Source organism: Fundidesulfovibrio putealis DSM 16056 (assembly GCF_000429325.1).
GTDB classification, from domain to species: Bacteria; Desulfobacterota; Desulfovibrionia; order Desulfovibrionales; family Desulfovibrionaceae; genus Fundidesulfovibrio; species Fundidesulfovibrio putealis.
Window position 1 is genome coordinate 277,305 of record NZ_AUBQ01000004.1, and the last position, 17,387, is coordinate 294,691.

The following is a 17,387-nucleotide window of genomic DNA, read 5'->3' on the forward strand; positions in this document are numbered from 1 at the left end:
CTAGCGGGCGTTCCACCCGGCCTGCACCGCTTCGCGCCATTTCGTGAAGGCTTCCTGGAAGCCTTCCACGGGCAGCTCGGATTTCTCGCCCGTGCGGCGGTCCTTCACTTCCACCACGCCGCGCGCCAGTCCCTTGCCGCCGATGACGATCTGCATTGGCATGCCCATCAGGTCCACGTCCTTGAACTTGACGCCGGGGCGCTCGTCGCGGTCGTCCAGCAGGGCGTCCACGCCCTGGTCCTGGAGCCAGCCGTAGATTTCCTCGGCCTTGCCCATGGCCTCGCCCTTGGGGTCCAGGCAGAGTACGGCCACTTCATACGGGGCCAGGGCGGGCGGGAAGGCGATGCCGTTGGCGTCGTGGTTCTGCTCGATGCAGGCCGCCACCACGCGCGACACGCCGATGCCGTAGCAGCCCATGTACAGGAGCCTGTCCTTGCCCTGCTCGTCCAGGAAGGAGGCCTTCATGGACTCGGAATACTTGTAGCCCAGCTTGAACACGTGGCCGACCTCGATGCCTCGCGTGAGCGTAAGCCCCACGCCGCACTTGGGACAGGGATCCCCGGCGGTGACGGAGCGCAGGTCGGCGTAGCCGGTGATCTTCGCATCACGGTCCAGGTCCACGTGCTTGAGGTGCGCGTCCGCCGCGTTGGCCCCAACCACCCAGTCGGTGCCCTGCGACAGCTCACGGTCGGCCAGGATGGTCTCCACGCTAAGGCCCACAGGACCGGCGAAGCCCACAGGAGCCTTGGTCCAGGCCTGGACCTGCTCCGGCGTGGCCAGGGCGACATTCTGGGCGTTGAGGGCGTTTTTCAGCTTCACGTCGTTCAGTTCGCGGTCGCCGCGCACCAGGGCGGCCACGGGCTTGCCGTCCACGTCGAACAGCAGGGTCTTCACCACGGCGCGGGGTTCCACGGACAAAAACGCGGCGACCTCCTCAACCGTGTGCTGGCCGGGAGTGGCTACCTGCTCGAAGGCCTGGCAGACCGGGGGCTTCTTGGCATCAGGCAGCACGGCCTCGGCTTTTTCCAGGTTTGCGCCGTATTCGCAGGCCGGGCAGGCGGCGATGGTGTCTTCGCCGGTGTCTGCCAGCACCATGAACTCGTGCGAGTAGTTGCCGCCGATGGAGCCGGTGTCGGCCTCAACGGCCCGGAAGTTCAGACCCAGGCGGGTGAAGATGCGGCAGTAGGCGTCGTACATGCCCTTGTAGCTGGCCATGGCGCCTTCCTCGTCCTTGTCGAAGGAGTAGGCGTCCTTCATCAGGAACTCGCGCCCGCGCATCAGGCCGAAGCGCGGCCTGATCTCGTCTCGGAACTTGAACTGCACCTGATACAGGTTCAGGGGGAGCTGGCGATAGGAGCGCACCTCGTTGCGTACAAGATCGGTGACGACCTCCTCGTGCGTGGGTCCCAGGCAGTAGGCGCGGCCGTGGCGGTCCTCGAAGCGCAGGAGCTCCTTGCCGTAGAACTCCCAGCGGCCCGTTTCCTGCCAGAGGTCGGCGGGCTGGACGCCGGGCATGAGGATCTCAAGCGCCCCGGCGCGGTCCATCTCCTCGCGCACGATGCGGGCGGCCTTGTTCAGCGAACGAAGCCCCAGGGGAAGAAAGGTGTAGATGCCCGAGGTGAGCTTGCGGATCATGCCCGCGCGCAGCATCAGTTTGTGGCTGACGACTTCGGCGTCCGCGGGGTCTTCCTTGAGGGTGGGGGCGTAGTATTTGCTCAGGCGCATCTGTCTTCAAACTCCCTGATTGTCTGATCGAGTTCTTTCATGAATTCCGTCAACACGTTGGCCTCGCCGCGCACCTTGCGCACCACCTCTCCCTTGCGGAAGATGACGGCGCAGTCGCGGCCCCCGGCTAGGCCGATGTCGGCCTCGCGGGCCTCTCCCGGCCCGTTCACCACACAGCCCATCACGGCGACCTTGATGGGCGTCTTCACGTCGCGAAGTTTCTTTTCCACGGCCTCGGCAAGCCCGGCCAGATCGATCTCCGTTCTGCCGCAAGTGGGGCAGGAGACGATCTCCGGGCCGCGCTCGCGGATGCCCAGGCAGCGCAGGATCTCCCAGGCGGCCACCATCTCGGTCAACGGATCGCCGGTGAGCGAGACGCGCAGCGTGTCGCCAAGGCCCATCCACAGGAGCACACCCAGCCCCACGCCGGACTTGGTCGCGCCGCGAAGCGGAGTCCCGGCCTCGGTGACGCCGATGTGCAGGGGGTAGTCCACCTCTTTGGCCAGCAGCGAATAGGCCGCGATGGTAGCTGGAACCGAGGAGGACTTGAGCGAGATCTTTATCTGGTCGAAATTTTCGTCCTCGAGCATGCGCACGTGCTCCAGGGCGCTCTCCACCATGGCGGCTGGCGTCGGCCCGCCGAACTTCTCCAGCAGGTGCTTCTCCACCGACCCGGAGTTGACCCCGATGCGGATCGGTGCGCCGTGGTCCCTGGCGGCGCGCACCACCGTGGCCACCTTGTCCTGGCCGCCGATGTTGCCTGGGTTGATGCGCAACCCGTCCACACCGGCTTCCAGCGACTTGAGCGCCAGCCGGTAGTCGAAGTGGATGTCCGCGATGATGGGCACGGGCGAAGCGGCCTTGATGGCCTTGAGCGCCACGGCGGCCTGTTCGTCGGGGACTGCCAGTCGGACGATCTCGCACCCGGCGGCGGCCAGGGCCAGCACCTGCGCGGTGGACGCGTCCACGTCGCGGGTGTCGGTGTTGGTCATGGACTGGACGCGAATGGGGTTGTCGCCGCCCAGGAACATGTCCCCGAGGCGGATGACCCGCGTGGCGTGCCGGACGATGGTCGATGCGGCGTTTGTGGTATGATGGTGGTTCATGGGAGGCAGGAATTCTAGCGGATTTCCCTGCCAAAGCCAATCAGAAGTAGCCAAGCGCCCTGAGTTCGGCCATGCGGGCCTCCTTCTCCTGATCGCGCCCATCGCGCTCGCCCTGACCCTCCCCGGCAACCCTGGTCGTGCAGGGCATGCAGCCGAGCGACCGGTAGCCCTGGTCGTAGAGCGTGCAATAGGGCAATGCGCGTGTGGTCGTGTGCGCCCAGACGTCCATTTCGGTCCAGTCCAGGATGGGGTTGGCCTGTGTGTACCCCTGGCGGTCCTCCAGGTGGGACAGGTCGGTGCGGCTGGGGTTTTCGTCGGCCCGTATTCCTGTAAGGAGCACCTCAATACCGAGTTCGGCCATGGTCCGCCTCAAAGGCCGGACTTTCAACGCGCCGCAGCAGGCCAGCTTGTCGTCGGCGATCCCGGCGGGGATGTCCTCAAGCAGAGGCCGCGCCACGTGGAGGGTTACCCCCCACTCGACCGCCAGTCTGTCGCGCAGTGCGAGTATCTCGGGGAACTTGCACCCGGTGTCCAGGTTGATGGCCGTGACGGGGCCGCCCAGAACCTCGCGCCAGAGGTCCAGGACCACTGTGGAATCCTTCCCGGCGGTCCAGGCTACGGCTATGCGGGCGGGGTTGTGTCTGGCTGCGAGCGAAGTCAGGAACTGCCGCGACGCGGCAAGCTTTTCTTGTAGGCTGTGCATGGTTTCTGGTAGAATCATTTTGAATCGTTACGAATATTCACGGAGGACTGCATGCCCATCCCCGAAGAGATGGCCCAGATGATCCGCGAGCGAGACCTGTGCGTACTGGCCACCAGCGCAGGCGACCTGCCGCACGCTTCGCTCATGAGCTACGCCGTGGAGCCGAACCTGCAATACATTCATATGGCCACGCCCGCAAACACGCGCAAGTGGGCAAACCTGAAAAGAAACCCAAACATGGCCCTGCTGATCGACGAGCGGGAGAAGGCCCTGGCCGGAAATACCACCCAAACCAGGGCCCAAACCAGAGCCCTGACCGTGGGCTGCGAACTGTTTCCAGTGGATGATGACCAGGAGAAGGCAAGAATCCTGGGAATCCTTGCCGCCGCACACCCCCACCTGCGGGACTTTCTCACAGCCCCTGAAATTGTGATAATCCGTGGCAAGCCGCTCTGGCTCTTGCTTCTGACGGGTGCTGAACATTCCGAGTTCATAAATTTATAAAAAATTCAAAAGAGTGCTTGACGCGGGGGCCTGAAATCCCTAGAACGCCTTTCTCGACGACGCGCCCGTAGCTCAGCGGATAGAGCGCCGGACTACGAATCCGTAGGCCGCAGGTTCAAATCCTGCCGGGCGCACCAAGAAATCAGGGGTTTAGGACAACGGTCCTAAGCCCCTTTTTCTTTGCCTTCCGATTTTGTCCCGCCCTTGCCCCTTTTTTAAGCGCTGACTGAACGTCCGCATTTGATTGTCCTGCTTCAGACCGGGGCAAATCATGCTGATGCCTGCTAATGGTTTTAAGGCAGTTTGAGAAATAGGAGGAGGATGCCATGGCCGTGAGAAGGCGCATGGACATTAGCTTTCAGGAGGATTTCCAGGAGAATCAAGTTTGAGAAAAAATGCCGAATTTGCCGCGAAAATTCAGAATAGAATGAGAAAAATGCCGATCAATCGTCCGTTCCGGTAACAACCTCGCGCTGCCACTCCATCGCCCATTCCCATATCCGCCTGACCACTTTCAAAGACGCAGTGTTCAAGTCGCATACACCGAACAGATCCATAAGCACATCGCTGAATTGGTTCTTGTGAAAGTAGCGTCCAGCATTGGCATGAATGGCTTCGATCATCTCGCGACGTGAAACCGTCCTGCGGGTGTCTTTCTGTTTACTTGTGGGCTGGCGATCGTGCGGGGAATGAATGTGAACATCCCCGCCTACGTTGATCGTCAGATTACGAATGGAGATGCCAGCGGCTGATTGCTGGGGTTGATCAGCGTGGTGCTTTAGAGCATTGACGAGTTTGTACGTAAGATCGTCATCCATGTTCTAAACAGTCAGAGCCCTAACTAAATTCTCCGCCTTCTTTTTCAGCTCTTCGCGTATAATGCTGACAAGAGCTGCTTTCTGTTCGGAGTTTACGAGGCAACCTGACGCCTTCACAGCTTCATCCACGAGTTCAACCGCACTGTCAATATATAAAGGTTTACGCTCGGCAGCCGGAGAGGGCGAGATCTCGCCTGGAGTGTTACGGCCAAGCAATATTACGTCTAAACTTAAATTTTGCCTTCGTGCGAGGCGAAGCGCCCAGCCAAGAGGGAAAACCCCTCGTTTCTTCGCATCAGCAACAGACGCGTCGGAGATTCCCAGCGTCGCCGCAAGGCTGCGCTGCGTCTTGATCCCCGTACTCCGCTTGATCCGCTCCCAGACTTCGTCCCAAGCAGGACCGGTTGCATTCTCGTCAGTGGAATTAGCAACCAATTCGCAACCCTCCTCGCACATGGTAACTCGCTAATATTGCTGATCTTAGCGAAACCTCGTACAAAATACGTTTGCAACTAACCTTTAAGTCTTGACTTGAATTACGCCCAAGACTAATTCTGAATCCATGAATTCACGGCGACGCTACCCGACAACCCACCGGCCCACAATATCCAGGGCCGGACAAATTTCGGACATGCCGTCATGAGCACCCACCAGTTTGGCCTCTGGCACAATCCCAGTCTGGATGTGACGTTGCGCGTCAAAGCCGCCCTGCGCGAGGTTCTTTCGGAATGTCCGAAGAGCCGCGAAGCCATCGCCGAGCTCATGTCGGCGGCCGCGCGTAAGGAAGGGCTGGCCGAAGAAGGCCGGACGCCTGTCTCGCCCGACATGCTGGACAAGTGGGTGTCGTCCAGCGCCACCGCGCACCGCATGCCGTACCACTACCTCACCATCTTCTGCTTTGTGACCGATTCGCTCCTGCCCATCCAGGCGATGCTCGCCCCCCTGTGCGCCAGAGCCGTCACGGGTGAGGACATGGATCTTCTCGAACTCGCCCGGATCAAAGCCCAAAAAGACGAACTCGCCCGGCAGGAACGGGCCATCAAGCAAAGGCGCAAGAAATGAACACCAGGGCCATCAAGCGCTGGGCGCTCACCCACGACGTCACCTGGGTCATGGTCGCTCAAGAAGCGGGCGTCAGCAGGCAGCAGGTCAGCAACGTCATCCACAACCGCCGCGCGGACGAGTCCGTCTCGCGCGCCCTGTGCTGGCTTGGATGTCCGACGCGCCTCATGGCTGCGCGAGTCGCGAAATGAAGGACGCCTATTCCACCAAGGAGCTGATGACCGTCCTGGGCAAGTCCAGACAGGCCATCGAGAAGGAAGCCGACCGCAAGGGATGGGCCTTCAGGGAGATCCCCGCGCCCGGACGCAACGGCAAGCTCAAGCTCTGGCTGGTGGACGGCATGGATGAACAGAACCGGATCGCCATGGGCATGCGCCAGCGCACGGCGTTGGCTGTCATCACCGGCGGCAAGGCCGGATGTGCGCCTGCCGTCCAGGACCATGCACCGGATTCCTGCCGACTGTCCGTGGCCGAACTCCCGCCCGAACAGCTCCGTAAGGCAGCTCTCAAGGCCGACCTGGTGCGCCACTATCTGAACGCCAAACGCGACGCCAAGCGGAAAGGATTCAAGATCGAGGAAGCCCGCGACGCGTTCATCACGCTCTACAACACAGGCGTGGCCTACACGGCCATCCTGGCCGAACTGGGTGAGACTTCCTGGAAGACCCTGGAGCGCTGGGCCGTGACCCTCAAACAGGCCAACTACGACTGCGCGGCCCTGGCCGAGCGTTACGGGCAGCACCGCAAAGGCGAGTCCAAGGTGACGGAGGCCGAAAAGGCCATCCTGCTCAAGCAGCTGCTCAACCAGAACCAGATCAAGATCGCTACGGCCATTGGGTACTGCAAGCTGTATCTGGAGCAGCAAGGCATCCACTCGCCCAGTTCGCCCAGCACACTCCGGCTTTTCGTGAATGAGTTCAAGGCGAGGTACGCCGACATCTGGACCTTGGCGCGCGAGGGCGAGAAGGCCCTCACGGACAAGATCGCTCCCTACTTTGAGCGCGACATCTCGCTCCTCGAAGTGGGCGACGTGCTGATCGCGGACGGCCATCGCTGCAACTTCACGGTCATCAACCCCTTCACCGGCAAGGCGGTGCGCCCGACGCTCATCGCCTTCCTGGACTGGGCCAGCCGCGACATCATGGGCTGCGCCTTCATGCTCCAGGAGGACATCCAAGGCATCCATCTGGCCCTGCACCGGGCCATCCTGCGCCTCGGGAAGATGCCCAAGGTGGTCTACCTGGATAACGGAAAGGGCTTCAAAGCCAAGGTCTTCACCCAGGATCTGGACTTGAGCCAGACGGGAATGGCGGGCCTCTATGGCCGCCTGGGCATCCTGACCGTGTTCGCCAAGCCCTACAACGCCCGTTCGAAAGTCATCGAACCCTTCTTCAAGACCTACGGCGATCACTGCGAACGCTTCATGCCCAGCTATTCGGGTGCATCCATCATGGACAAGCCTGCCCGCATGCGCCGCAACGAGAAGTTCATGCAGAGTCTCGCTCCCGGTGCGCCCATCAGCCTCGAACAGGCCGCGAACGCCTTCGAATCCTGGCTCGAACTCTACTACCGACAACGCCCGCACTCGGGCCTGGGCAAGCGCTCACCGGGTGAAGTGTTCATGGCCGGGCGCGGCGAGGGCGTGGACGCTTCGGATCTGCGTTTCCTCATGATGCACGAGGAAGTGGCGCACCTGGAGAACAACGGCGTGCCCCGCTTCGGCGGCCACTACTGTCACGACGCCCTCTATGGCCTGCGCACTCGGGTGCTCATCCGCTACGACTGGCACGATCTGCGCTCGGTCCACGTCTACGACATGGACGGCAACTACATCTGCGAGGCCAAACGCACTCAGGGCGTGCATCCCATGTTCGCGTTGATCGGGGGCAAGAACGCCCCTGGCTATGCGGAATTCCGAGAGCAGAAGAGGGCTCAGGAGGCGCTCAAGCGGGGCACCAAGAAGATCGTGGCCGAGGCCGCGCGCCTGGGCAAACTGGACGGAATCCGCGAGGTGCTGCCCATCGCCGCCGACCCGCGCATGCTCGCGGATCTGGAACGCATCGCAGCCGAGAACACGCCTGCCGCGCACCTGCCGGACATCGAATTTCCCGAAGAAACCCTCCCAGCGAGGCCGGGCAAGCTCATCGACCCGACCTCGCTGGATTGGCTTGACCAAACCGACCTGGACGACGCCTGCCAGCGCGCCCAGGCAAGCACAAGGAGGTAGCCTTGCGCAAGCAGTTCGCCATGACGGCCAACGTAAAACGCTACGTGACAGCGGTCAACAATGCGGTGGCCAGCCCGCCGGGCATCGACAAGTTCGTGATCGTCACGGGCGAGGTGGGCCAGGGCAAAACTGAGACGAGCCTATGGTGGAAGAACCATCACAGCCCGCATTCGGTGCTGGTTCGCGTGAAAAAGGCCATGGGTCCCAAATGGCTGCTTTCCGACATCGCCAGCGAATTGGGGCTGATGCCCGCAAAAACCAGCCAAGCGCTCTTCGACCAGATCGTGGAGACGCTCATGGGGTCCGACCGGGCGCTGATTCTCGACGAGGTGGACTACGTGGCGGACAAAAACACGCTGGTGGAAACCATCCGCGACATCGGCGACATGGCGGGCATCCCCATCATCCTGATCTGCATGCCCTGGGCCGACCAGCGGCTCAAGCGCTACCCGGCGCTCATGCGCCGCGTGAGCCAGCGGGTCGTATTCCAGAACCTCGAATTCGAGGACATGCGCATGGTCATGGACCAGATCTGCGAGGTCAGTGTGTCGGATGACGCTCTCCATGCCATCCTGGCCAGCGAGAAATCCATGCCGGTCTATAGCCTCTACCGCTGGGCGCAGGCATGCGAAACGCTGGCCCGCAAGCACACCGTGTCCGAAGTCCGGGCCGAGCACCTGGCCCGCAAGGGGTAGGACGTGACCAACCTGACCGTGCTTGGGCCGGTGAAGGCCCTTCTGGCGGAACTGAGCGTGAAGGACGGGACCTTCAGGCCAGGGGCGGAAGTGAGCCTGGAACAGGCCATGGACCGCCTGACCGGGCTCAAGCGTTCACCGGTCTTGCGAGTGCTCGAACGGCTCCGCCGGGAAGGAGACCTTGAGCTGGTTGAGGAGACGAAAGCCGACGTCAAACCAGGGGAGAATGGTCCGCGCCGCCGCAATCCGACGTTCAAAGTCGTTCGAGACATCCGACAACGCCGGGATGCCCAGGCCAAAGGGGAAGTCACCTGCCGCGACAAGGTTTGGGGGACGCTCCGAGGGCTTCGCCCACGGGCCACGACCATATCGGAACTAGTTCGCTTGACCGGCTGCGAGGAACAGACCGTCCGTGAATCGATCAAGGCTCTGGAGGCGGGGGGCTTCGTTAAAGCCAGGGGCAAGATCGGACGGGAAAAAGCCTGGATTCTCATGAAAGACGCCGGGGTGAAACGCCCTGAGATTCCCGAAACGGAACTGAGGTCGGCATGAACTGGCTCTCCATCCTGAACGAGGCCGTGCAGGCTCAGGGCATGGCCACGGTGGCCGCCGCGCTGGGCTACCGTTCCAAGTCAGTGATCTGCGAGGCGCTCAAGGGCACCTACAAAGGCAATCTGGAGCGTCTGGAGGCGCGGGTGCTGGAAGCCTTCGGCCAGCCTGAATCCGCTTGTTGCCCTGTTCTCGGCACGATCACGGGAGAAGCCTGCGCCACCAACCGCGACCTGGCCAAACGCCTCGGCGTGCGTGGTGGCAACGCCCAGACCATCATGCTCCGCAAGGCGTGTCTGACGTGTCCGAACAACGATTCGAACGCCCGTTCGAACGGGAAAACCACAAAGGAGGTGGTGCATGCTGGTGCTTAGCGTCGAGCAAAGCGCGGCACTCGTCGAATCGGCCATTGGTGATCTGGGCTCGGTCGTCGGCAGTCACGATCCGGTCGAGATCAAGGCGAAGTCCTATGCCGCTTGGAAGAAGCTGGGAGAAGCCAGGGCTCTGCTGCGCAGGCCCGACCTGTTTTCCCCTCAACCCGCTCCGGTCACTCCGGGGGCTTGCCCGGAGGTGCCCCGTGGCTAGGCGTAAACCTGATGAAACGCAGGCCATCACCAGCCTGGACGCGGCTGATGCCGCCCTGGTGGAGCTGGCCAAGCTCGATCGCGAAATGAGGATGATCGAGATCTGCCTGAACGAGGACATTGAAGCCGCGCGAAAGCGCGCCGACGAATTGGCCGCTCCCTTGCGCGAGAAGCGCAGGCTGTTGGAATCAGCGCTGACCACCTACGCGACCGCCAGTAAGGAGGCCCTGTTCAAGAAGGGCAAATCCATCAAGCTGACGCATGGCGTCTTCGGCTTCAGGGCCTCTGACGAACTCAAACCTTTGCCCAAGGGCACCTGGAAGGAGGTGCTCGGCAAGCTGAATGGCATGGCGGCCAAGCTGGCAAAGTTGGAACTGCCCGGCTGCATCCGCATCAAGGAGGAGCCGGACAAGGAAGCGCTGCGGAAGCTGCCCGAAGATCTGCGCGCCGAGGCAGGCGTGCGCATCGTGGGCAAGGACACGTTCTACTACGAACTGAAAGACGAAAACGTCGCCGTGAAAGCGGCCTGAATGCGAAACCGCCCTCCAGGGCGGTCGCCGGGACGTGGTGGTCCCGGCCTGATGAGCAGCCGAAGGAGTCACCCGTGACCATCGCCTACGCAGAACGCCCCAAAGACGCGCCTACGCAGTGCCCATGCATCACCTGCCACGACCACGGGTCTTACTGCGCCGTGAGCTGCGCCCTGTTTGAAGCCTGGGAACGCGCCGGGAAACCAGGGCGCACGTCTTCGACGCAACCTGCACAGCCGCAAGGAGCATGACCATGGAGATGATCACCTCGGGACAGATCACGAAGATCCACGCGCTGAAGAACGCCATCGGCCTGGACGACGCGGCCTATCGGGACATGCTTGATGAACGCTTCGGCGTGTTTTCCAGCAAGCAGCTCACCGCCAAGCAGGCCGCTTTCATCATCGGCGACTGGGAGAAGAAAGCCACCGACGCCGGATCATGGAAGCCCCACCCTGGCCGCAAGCGCTACCAGGAGTTCAAGGGACGCTCGCCGCACCTGGCCTCGCCCAGGCAGCTGCGCATGGTGCGGGCCATGTGGGACCAGGTGGCCCGCGCGCCCAAAGATCAGCGCGACGCGGCGTTCGACAAACTTCTGCGCCGTGTCGTGAAGCGCGACTCCATCAATTTCCTGCGCAAGACCGACGTAGCCGCCGTGGTCGAGGCCCTGGAGGCCATGGGCGCGAAGAAAGAGGCTGCGTGATGGCCATCCATCCCGACGTGCTGGCCCTGGTTACGGTTGATGACCTGGAGGGCGACCTGAAGCTGGTGGCGGAGCAGTGCGGCCTGAACGTCGCCCTGAGCCTCTTTGAGGGCATGGCGGGATGCGTGGTGAACGTGCGCAAAACGGCGTTCAAACGAGCGCTCGATCGGTACGTGCGCGAACACTACGATGGCCGCAACGCCAACCTGCTGGCCATGCGTTGCGGCCTTACCGAACGGGCGATCTACCAGATTGTGGAGAAGGCCCCCATCAAGAACGACCAGCATCTGCTGGTGTGACTCGACCAGCATAAACAATTGTTGCTTGCCACATGTGACGCGTGTCACAAGAGAATCTTCATACACCACAACTTTAAATTTCGTCACCGTTGTCAGGTATTGACCATTTTATATTGACAGATCGTATGCCATTCCATGCGACACAAAGCTGTATAGCAGAGAGAATGCTGGCAACAGAAATAGACCCTATCAGTTTTGACAGTTGATCGAGAGACCAAGTGGCAAACCACCACGTTTGCTTCTCGTCTTTTGTCGTGTATGTCCAATACAAACTAATTGCTACCAATAGAATAAAAGTGAGTCCACCAACTATGGAAACCCAAAATTCGACATGCCGCTTACGCTTCACTTCAGCCCACATGTCTTTTTTAATCACAAGAACTTTGCCAAAGATAATGGGGCGACGAAGCTTCATTTCCAGGATGGTTACAGGTCTTACAAATTGCAAGTCTTTCCCATTTCGTTTGCAATAATCTGCAATATGTCCAACGAGTGCTTCGCATGTCTCCCTTAACGAATATATACCTTCATTCTTTACACGTATTACGTATTGTCCGTCTTCAACGGACACAAAGCCGTAAGACTCGTGCATGGGATAAAAAAAGACAAACAAAGCACCTTCGTGTGCCTTGGGACGATCTTCGTCAGCAACATAATCCATCAATTCATCCAGAATCCTAGTGCCTTCTGAACCAACCGTGAGATCCCAAACTATAGTCTTATTGTTGTCAGGGAAGATTGCTTTAATAACATCACTCTTTAGGGTACTCGTTAAGACAATCTTTGCACGCACATTAACACCTCCGAATTATTGAAAAACGACATCCGGCTCCGCCGTAATCGAAAATCTAATAAATTATATCGCGAATCAAGAGCTTCGGCAATAGGTGGGAAACGGCATCTTGAGATAATACCCTGAAATAACATACACACTCAACCAAGTTGAAACTTGCCCTTAGACAACGCATGGTCTATTCAAGGCAATAGGATAACGTGGGGAGACAGCATGGTTGCGTTTGCAGATTTGTTTTGTGGGGGCGGACTGGGGGCGAGAGGCGCTGTTGCCGCCGGTTGCCGCCCCCTTTTGGCCGTGGACGCATGGACTCCCGCCGCGACGACCTATGCCGCCAATTTCCCTGAAGCCAAGGTGTTCAACGGCAAGGTCGAGGAGATCGACCCCCTTGAAGCCCTTGAGGGCCAAAAAGTCGATTTGCTTCTTTCCTCCCCGGAATGCACCAACCATTCCCCGGCAAAGGGCGCGAGGGAACGCAGCGAAGCCAGTCGCTGCACGGCTTTGCAAACCATCCGATGGGCCAAGGCGCTCAAGCCCAGGTGGATCGTCCTTGAGAACGTCCCTCAGATAGCCTCCTGGCCGCGCTGGTCCGAGATGGTCGAAGAATTGAAAAACACCGGCTATCAGATCGAGCAATACATCCTGGATTCAGAGAAGTTCGGCGTGCCCCAATCCCGCCGCCGCCTCTTCATGGTCGGCGATCTGGAAAAGACCCCTCCCGTTTGCATCAAGGGCAACACTACGTCTTCAACTGTCGAATCAATCCTAGACCCTCCTGGAAGGTGGAAGACGACGCTTCTTTACCGTGCCGGACGTGCCGAACGCACCCTGAAGCATGCCGAGCGGGCTATGGCTGAGAAAGGCCAGGATGCTTCGTTTTTGGTTGTTTATTACGGGTCGGACGGCTCAGGCGGCTGGCAATCACTGGACATGCCTCTCAGGACAGTGACGACGCTCGACAGATTCGCATTGGTAGTCCCCTCCCCGGACGGGCACCGCATGAGAATGCTCCAACCTTCCGAACTGGCTCGCGCGATGGGACTTCCACCGGAACACAAGTTGGTCGCTCCCACACGCAGGGACAGAGTCAAACTCTGCGGCAACGGAATCTGCGCCCCGGTCATGAAGGCCGTCATCGAGCAGGCCGTACTGGCTTCTCGCTAAGGACGTCCCTGACCCGCGTAACGCAATCCTGAAGAGCCTTTTCCACCTCGTGCTCCCAAAATCTGAGAACAACCCAGCCTTCCTTCTCCAGCCTTGCGTTTGTCTCCCTGTCCCGCTCGATGTTTCTGCCGATCTTGCGACTCCAGAATTCTTGATTGGTGCCGGGCATGACTCCGTGCAACGGACAGCCGTGCCAAAAGCAGCCGTCCACGAATATGGCAACCTTCCGGGAGATGAACGCTATGTCTGGTTTTCCCGGCAAGGCGGGGTGAGTACGGTATCGCAGGCCGGAAGACCACAATGCCCGGCGCAAAGCCAATTCGGGGCCGGTATCGCGGCCTCGAATTCGTGACATCACCTCACTCCGTTTCTCAGGAGTGAAACAGTCGCCTTTGCCTTTTTTCATGTCGAAGACGGTTTTATCGGCATGCGCCTGTTTGAAGGTATTGCGAATCCCTTGGCTTTCGGCTTACGAAAAGCGCGGCAAAAAGAGGCAAATCACGTATGCAGGACACCACCAAGAATACCGGCGAAGCACAGATGCGCCCAAGGGCTCGTCTCGTCAAACTGATCGGGGATGAACTGATCAGCGACGAACCGGTCGCCCTCGTCGAGCTCGTAAAGAACGCCTATGATGCTGACGCGAGCGTCGTCAATGTCGTCTTTGAGGGAGCAGACCCGGACAGCCTGGACAGGATCATCGTTGAGGATGACGGTTTCGGGATGTGTCTAGATGATATCCTTAACAAATGGCTGGAGCCAGGGACCATCTCCAAGCGGGGCAAGGAAATGACGCCCAAGGGGCGCATCCTGCAAGGTGCCAAGGGGATTGGTCGATTTGCATCTGCAAGACTCGCGGAACGCCTCATCCTCGAAAGTAAAATGCTTGATCATCCAGGCGTCGTAATCATCATCGATTGGGGTGTTTTCGACGATGATAAATATCTTGAGGAAGTCATTGTTGAATGGGAGGAGGCCGACCCGACTAGCTTACCGCACGGGACACGAATCACCTTGGAAGGGCTTCGGAAAAATTGGAATGCAAAAGATTTCACGCTACTGCACTCACGCCTTGGCAGCCTTATTTCGCCATTCAATGACGTAGTCGACTTTGACATTCACATTGCCATTCCAGGGAATTTCACGGGACATGTTACACCACCTGAAATAATCATGAGCCCGCGCTATAGACTGGAAGGATGCTTAACTGATGATGGCATGTTCACCGGTCAAATAGAGATAGAAGGAAAGGACGTTCATTTTTGCCATGATCTGCGGATACGAGACAAAAATACTAGCGTACTTTGCGGGCCGTTCATGGTTGAAATCAGAGCATGGGACAGAGACACAGAGAGCCTAAAGCCACTTGCGGATAGATTTGGTCAAAGTGTAACCAAGCTACGATCTACTTTGAACGAATACTGCGGTGTAGGTATTTATCGTGATGGATTTCGTGTTCACCCATATGGACAAAAAGGTGAAGATTGGCTTAACTTGGATTTAAGAAGTAGACAAAACCCATCAAAGAACCTTGCGAATAACCAGATAGTCGCCTCAATCCGAATAGGACGGGATCGGAATCCCAATGTAATTGACCGAAGCACACGGGAAGGCTTGGTCATCAATGACGAATTCAAGGATCTCCAGCAATGGTTCGAGCACATATTGAACGTGCTTGAAGGTCATCGATACAAAGCAAAGCCTCGATCCAATGATGTCCGAGCTGATGCTGCATTTTTCGATGGACTCGATCTCAAGGATGAAGTCCAGGCCGCACAGAAAAGCCTTGGTCCAGACCATCCGGTAGCAAAGTTGATGGTCCAGGCCGACAAAAGGGTTCGGGATAGAGCAGAGAGAATTCAAGAACACCTGAACAGACTTTTAACTCTTTCCGGACTTGGTCAGATGGTGGACCTTGTGATGCATGAAATCGGTGCTCCACTCGGCAAGATAAACCGCCGAATTGAAATATTCGAAAACAAACTATTGCCATTTGTATCAGGAATGCCTGGTTCATGTCATGGTTCTGAATCAAAGTGGTTTCGCGATCAGGTGCCTTCGAACATCCGCGACATAAAAGAGTGGTGTGAACAAATCAATCTTCTGAGAGACAGACTTGACACACAAACGCCGGCAAAGCGTGGAAAGGCAACTGCATTTGACGTACGAGAAGAGATTGCTAATACACTTGACCTGTTTTCTATGCTCATTGATCGCCAAAAAATTGTTGTCAAGTGCGACATCCCAACAGAACCATTTATGGTAAAAATGTCCAGAGCCAGTTTAGGGCAGGTCATGTCTAACCTTGTAGACAACGCATTATACTGGCTGACCAAACACCACGGCAAAGGATCAGGTGGCCTACTACAAATTGACTTAGACCCACTTCCATCTGGATTTAAAATCATTGTTGCCGACAATGGTCCTGGGATTTCAGAAGAAGACAAAGAAAGAATCTTTGATTCATACTACACAACGAAACCGGCTGGGATGGGACTTGGACTTTATGTTGCGAGGCTAGCTATGGATAGTTATGGAAAATTGCTTTGCTCAGACAACTGCGACCAGCCGGGAGCATGCTTCGAAGCTATATTCGAAAGGAGTATTGGGCGATGAACGTCTCAGTATCGCGCCTCAAGTGCATAATGATTGATGATGACCATGACTACTGTAAACTGTTTGAAGAAAATCTACCAACTGCTGACGGGATAGAATTAGAGTGGGATGTGTGCAATGCATTTGACATCGCATTGAAAAAAATAGAGTCAAATCATTACTGTATAATTGTGTCAGACATTTACAATGGTGACCCCAGCCGCCGAGACACTCGAGGGGCTTCGGTCTTGACAGAGATCCGAACTAAAAGTTTCACTCCAGTCATCCTTACAAGCACCAGTCCAAAACCTCCTAACATTACAGAATCGAGCTTCGTTAGATTTGTTAAAAAGGTTGGCACACAGAATGATTTAAAACAGGCTATTCAGTCTATAGTTGATACTGGGATACCGCAACTGAAAGAGCGACTCCGAATGGAGATTGACCGTGATGCAAGCGGATTCCTATGGCAATTTCTTGATCAGGAATGGGACAAAATTAAAGAATCTGACATTGTACAACCTGAAAAATTATATGGATTCATACGGAGAAGAACTGCCCAATCCCTTGGACGACTAAAGCAAGGACCCGGTGCAGCTGAGCAATCAACTGTCGATGCGACAGATTACTACATATATCCATCTATCTCAGGTGATGTCCTTAGGATGGGACAAATCATTCGTGAAACCACAACGTCCAAATACTATATTGTTTTAACACCTCACTGCCTTCTTGAGAACCAAACTAGTGTCGGTGTTCGCGCTGACTACATCCTGCTTGCCCCCCTTCGGAAAGCAAAAGATGTATGCAAAGAGCAAGGGGCACACGTCAACGAAATTCAACAATGGGTCGCTCACCCTTGTGGTAAAGGCAAGCCTTCAGGAAGATATTTCTTCCTCCCACGTTTTCTTGAAATGGAAGACATGTATGCAGACATTCTTGCGATTACAAGCATTGCAGGGAGATGGCCACTTACTGATTTTGAAAGACTTGCATGCCTGGATGCGCCATATGCTGAAGCATTGCAGTCGCAATTCTTAAAACTGTATTCAAGTGTCGGCCTCCCTGTTCTTGCCCATACTCAATATGCGGAACTTGCGGCTTTGCGAGATGAAATTTTTTCTGCAAACGACCTAGGCGTACAGGCTGTTGAAAAAAAGACCATGATCAATCAAATAACCATATCAAGAATCCCGACTGATGTATCTCGGAAAGAAGTTGAATTTTGCATAAAAGACGCCGGGATGGCCCTAAATAAACCTACAATTTCCTGGAGTGACTTGAAAGGCAGGTGCAAGAAGCAACAATAGCGCAATTATATCTCGGACAA

The 17,387-nt window shown here is 57.5% G+C and carries 21 protein-coding genes, 1 tRNA gene and 1 other RNA gene; 16 read left to right on the forward strand and 7 right to left on the reverse strand.

Going from position 1 to position 17,387, the window contains the following annotated elements:
* Genes G453_RS0104205 through G453_RS0104215 form a run of 3 tightly spaced genes read right to left on the reverse strand, consistent with a single transcriptional unit; the run spans window position 1 to window position 3,534 of the window.
* A complete protein-coding gene (locus tag G453_RS0104205) occupies window positions 1-1,725 on the reverse strand; it encodes a proline--tRNA ligase (protein WP_027190042.1) in 1,725 nt (574 codons plus the stop codon).
* Entirely contained in the window at window positions 1,716-2,831 is a 1,116-nt protein-coding gene (gene ispG / locus G453_RS0104210; RefSeq protein WP_051271629.1) for a flavodoxin-dependent (E)-4-hydroxy-3-methylbut-2-enyl-diphosphate synthase, read from the reverse strand. Before ispG ends, G453_RS0104205 begins: the two co-directional genes overlap by 10 nt.
* 40 nt (window positions 2,832-2,871) lie before the next feature.
* Window positions 2,872-3,534 carry a phosphoadenosine phosphosulfate reductase family protein gene (locus G453_RS0104215; RefSeq protein ID WP_027190044.1) on the reverse strand — a complete coding sequence of 221 codons (663 nt, stop codon included), beginning with the start codon at window positions 3,532-3,534 and terminating at the stop codon, window positions 2,872-2,874.
* A 51-nt stretch (window positions 3,535-3,585) separates the two neighbouring features.
* On the opposite strand from G453_RS0104215, the gene G453_RS25990 reads away from it, so the two are divergent.
* A complete protein-coding gene (locus G453_RS25990; protein WP_027190045.1) occupies window positions 3,586-4,038 on the forward strand; it encodes a pyridoxamine 5'-phosphate oxidase family protein in 453 nt (150 codons plus the stop codon).
* Window positions 4,039-4,099: 61 nt separating this feature from the next.
* Window positions 4,100-4,175: transfer RNA gene (locus G453_RS0104225), tRNA-Arg, on the forward strand.
* Window positions 4,176-4,481: 306 nt separating this feature from the next.
* Here G453_RS0104225 and G453_RS0104230 read toward each other — a convergent pair.
* Entirely contained in the window at window positions 4,482-4,856 is a 375-nt protein-coding gene (locus tag G453_RS0104230; RefSeq protein WP_027190046.1) for a hypothetical protein, read from the reverse strand.
* A 3-nt stretch (window positions 4,857-4,859) separates the two neighbouring features.
* Entirely contained in the window at window positions 4,860-5,291 is a 432-nt protein-coding gene (locus G453_RS22265) for a helix-turn-helix domain-containing protein (RefSeq protein ID WP_043644362.1), read from the reverse strand.
* A gap of 204 nt (window positions 5,292-5,495) precedes the next feature.
* Here G453_RS22265 and G453_RS0104235 point away from each other — a divergent pair, with 204 nt between their 5' ends.
* The 11 genes from G453_RS0104235 to G453_RS0104280 all read left to right on the forward strand — a co-directional run bounded on the left by G453_RS0104235 (window position 5,496) and on the right by G453_RS0104280 (window position 11,505).
* Window positions 5,496-5,918, forward strand: a complete 423-nt coding sequence (locus G453_RS0104235; protein WP_027190047.1) for a hypothetical protein — start codon at window positions 5,496-5,498, stop codon at window positions 5,916-5,918.
* Window positions 5,915-6,109: a LacI family DNA-binding transcriptional regulator gene (locus G453_RS0104240; protein ID WP_027190048.1), complete on the forward strand. Its 195-nt coding sequence runs from the start codon at window positions 5,915-5,917 to the stop codon at window positions 6,107-6,109. Before G453_RS0104235 ends, G453_RS0104240 begins: the two co-directional genes overlap by 4 nt.
* Complete coding sequence (locus G453_RS22270) at window positions 6,106-8,145, forward strand: Mu transposase C-terminal domain-containing protein (RefSeq protein WP_051271632.1); 2,040 nt, start codon at window positions 6,106-6,108, stop codon at window positions 8,143-8,145. The genes G453_RS0104240 and G453_RS22270 overlap by 4 nt, the downstream gene beginning before the upstream one ends.
* A 2-nt stretch (window positions 8,146-8,147) precedes the next feature.
* Entirely contained in the window at window positions 8,148-8,840 is a 693-nt protein-coding gene (locus tag G453_RS25995) for an AAA family ATPase (protein WP_027190049.1), read from the forward strand.
* A gap of 3 nt (window positions 8,841-8,843) precedes the next feature.
* Window positions 8,844-9,392, forward strand: a complete 549-nt coding sequence (locus G453_RS0104255) for a hypothetical protein (RefSeq protein ID WP_027190050.1) — start codon at window positions 8,844-8,846, stop codon at window positions 9,390-9,392.
* Entirely contained in the window at window positions 9,389-9,763 is a 375-nt protein-coding gene (locus G453_RS26000; RefSeq protein ID WP_051271635.1) for a hypothetical protein, read from the forward strand. Before G453_RS0104255 ends, G453_RS26000 begins: the two co-directional genes overlap by 4 nt.
* Complete coding sequence (locus tag G453_RS28355; protein ID WP_027190051.1) at window positions 9,750-9,974, forward strand: hypothetical protein; 225 nt, start codon at window positions 9,750-9,752, stop codon at window positions 9,972-9,974. The genes G453_RS26000 and G453_RS28355 overlap by 14 nt, the downstream gene beginning before the upstream one ends.
* A complete protein-coding gene (locus G453_RS0104270; protein WP_027190052.1) occupies window positions 9,967-10,503 on the forward strand; it encodes a host-nuclease inhibitor Gam family protein in 537 nt (178 codons plus the stop codon). The genes G453_RS28355 and G453_RS0104270 overlap by 8 nt, the downstream gene beginning before the upstream one ends.
* Window positions 10,504-10,568, forward strand: an RNA gene (locus G453_RS27010) — hammerhead ribozyme type II. It begins immediately after the preceding gene.
* Window positions 10,569-10,756: 188 nt separating this feature from the next.
* Window positions 10,757-11,206: a regulatory protein GemA gene (locus tag G453_RS22285; protein ID WP_043644365.1), complete on the forward strand. Its 450-nt coding sequence runs from the start codon at window positions 10,757-10,759 to the stop codon at window positions 11,204-11,206.
* Complete coding sequence (locus G453_RS0104280; protein ID WP_027190053.1) at window positions 11,206-11,505, forward strand: Mor transcription activator family protein; 300 nt, start codon at window positions 11,206-11,208, stop codon at window positions 11,503-11,505. Before G453_RS22285 ends, G453_RS0104280 begins: the two co-directional genes overlap by 1 nt.
* Before the next feature lie 73 nt (window positions 11,506-11,578).
* On the opposite strand, the gene G453_RS27760 is transcribed toward G453_RS0104280, so the two are convergent.
* Window positions 11,579-12,298, reverse strand: a complete 720-nt coding sequence (locus G453_RS27760) for a hypothetical protein (protein WP_156920797.1) — start codon at window positions 12,296-12,298, stop codon at window positions 11,579-11,581.
* Between the two features lie 213 nt (window positions 12,299-12,511).
* On the opposite strand from G453_RS27760, the gene G453_RS0104285 reads away from it, so the two are divergent.
* Window positions 12,512-13,462 (forward strand): DNA cytosine methyltransferase, encoded by a 951-nt coding sequence (locus tag G453_RS0104285; protein WP_027190054.1) that lies wholly within the window; start codon window positions 12,512-12,514, stop codon window positions 13,460-13,462.
* On the opposite strand, the gene G453_RS27015 is transcribed toward G453_RS0104285, so the two are convergent.
* Complete coding sequence (locus G453_RS27015) at window positions 13,431-13,868, reverse strand: very short patch repair endonuclease (protein ID WP_084502092.1); 438 nt, start codon at window positions 13,866-13,868, stop codon at window positions 13,431-13,433. The genes G453_RS0104285 and G453_RS27015 overlap by 32 nt on opposite strands.
* 98 nt (window positions 13,869-13,966) lie before the next feature.
* Here G453_RS27015 and G453_RS27020 point away from each other — a divergent pair, with 98 nt between their 5' ends.
* A complete protein-coding gene (locus G453_RS27020; protein ID WP_084502093.1) occupies window positions 13,967-16,078 on the forward strand; it encodes a sensor histidine kinase in 2,112 nt (703 codons plus the stop codon).
* On the forward strand, window positions 16,075-17,367 hold the full coding sequence (locus tag G453_RS27765; RefSeq protein WP_156920798.1) for a DNA-binding transcriptional response regulator: 1,293 nt from the start codon (window positions 16,075-16,077) through the stop codon (window positions 17,365-17,367). Before G453_RS27020 ends, G453_RS27765 begins: the two co-directional genes overlap by 4 nt.
* The last annotated feature ends 20 nt before the right edge of the window (window positions 17,368-17,387 follow it).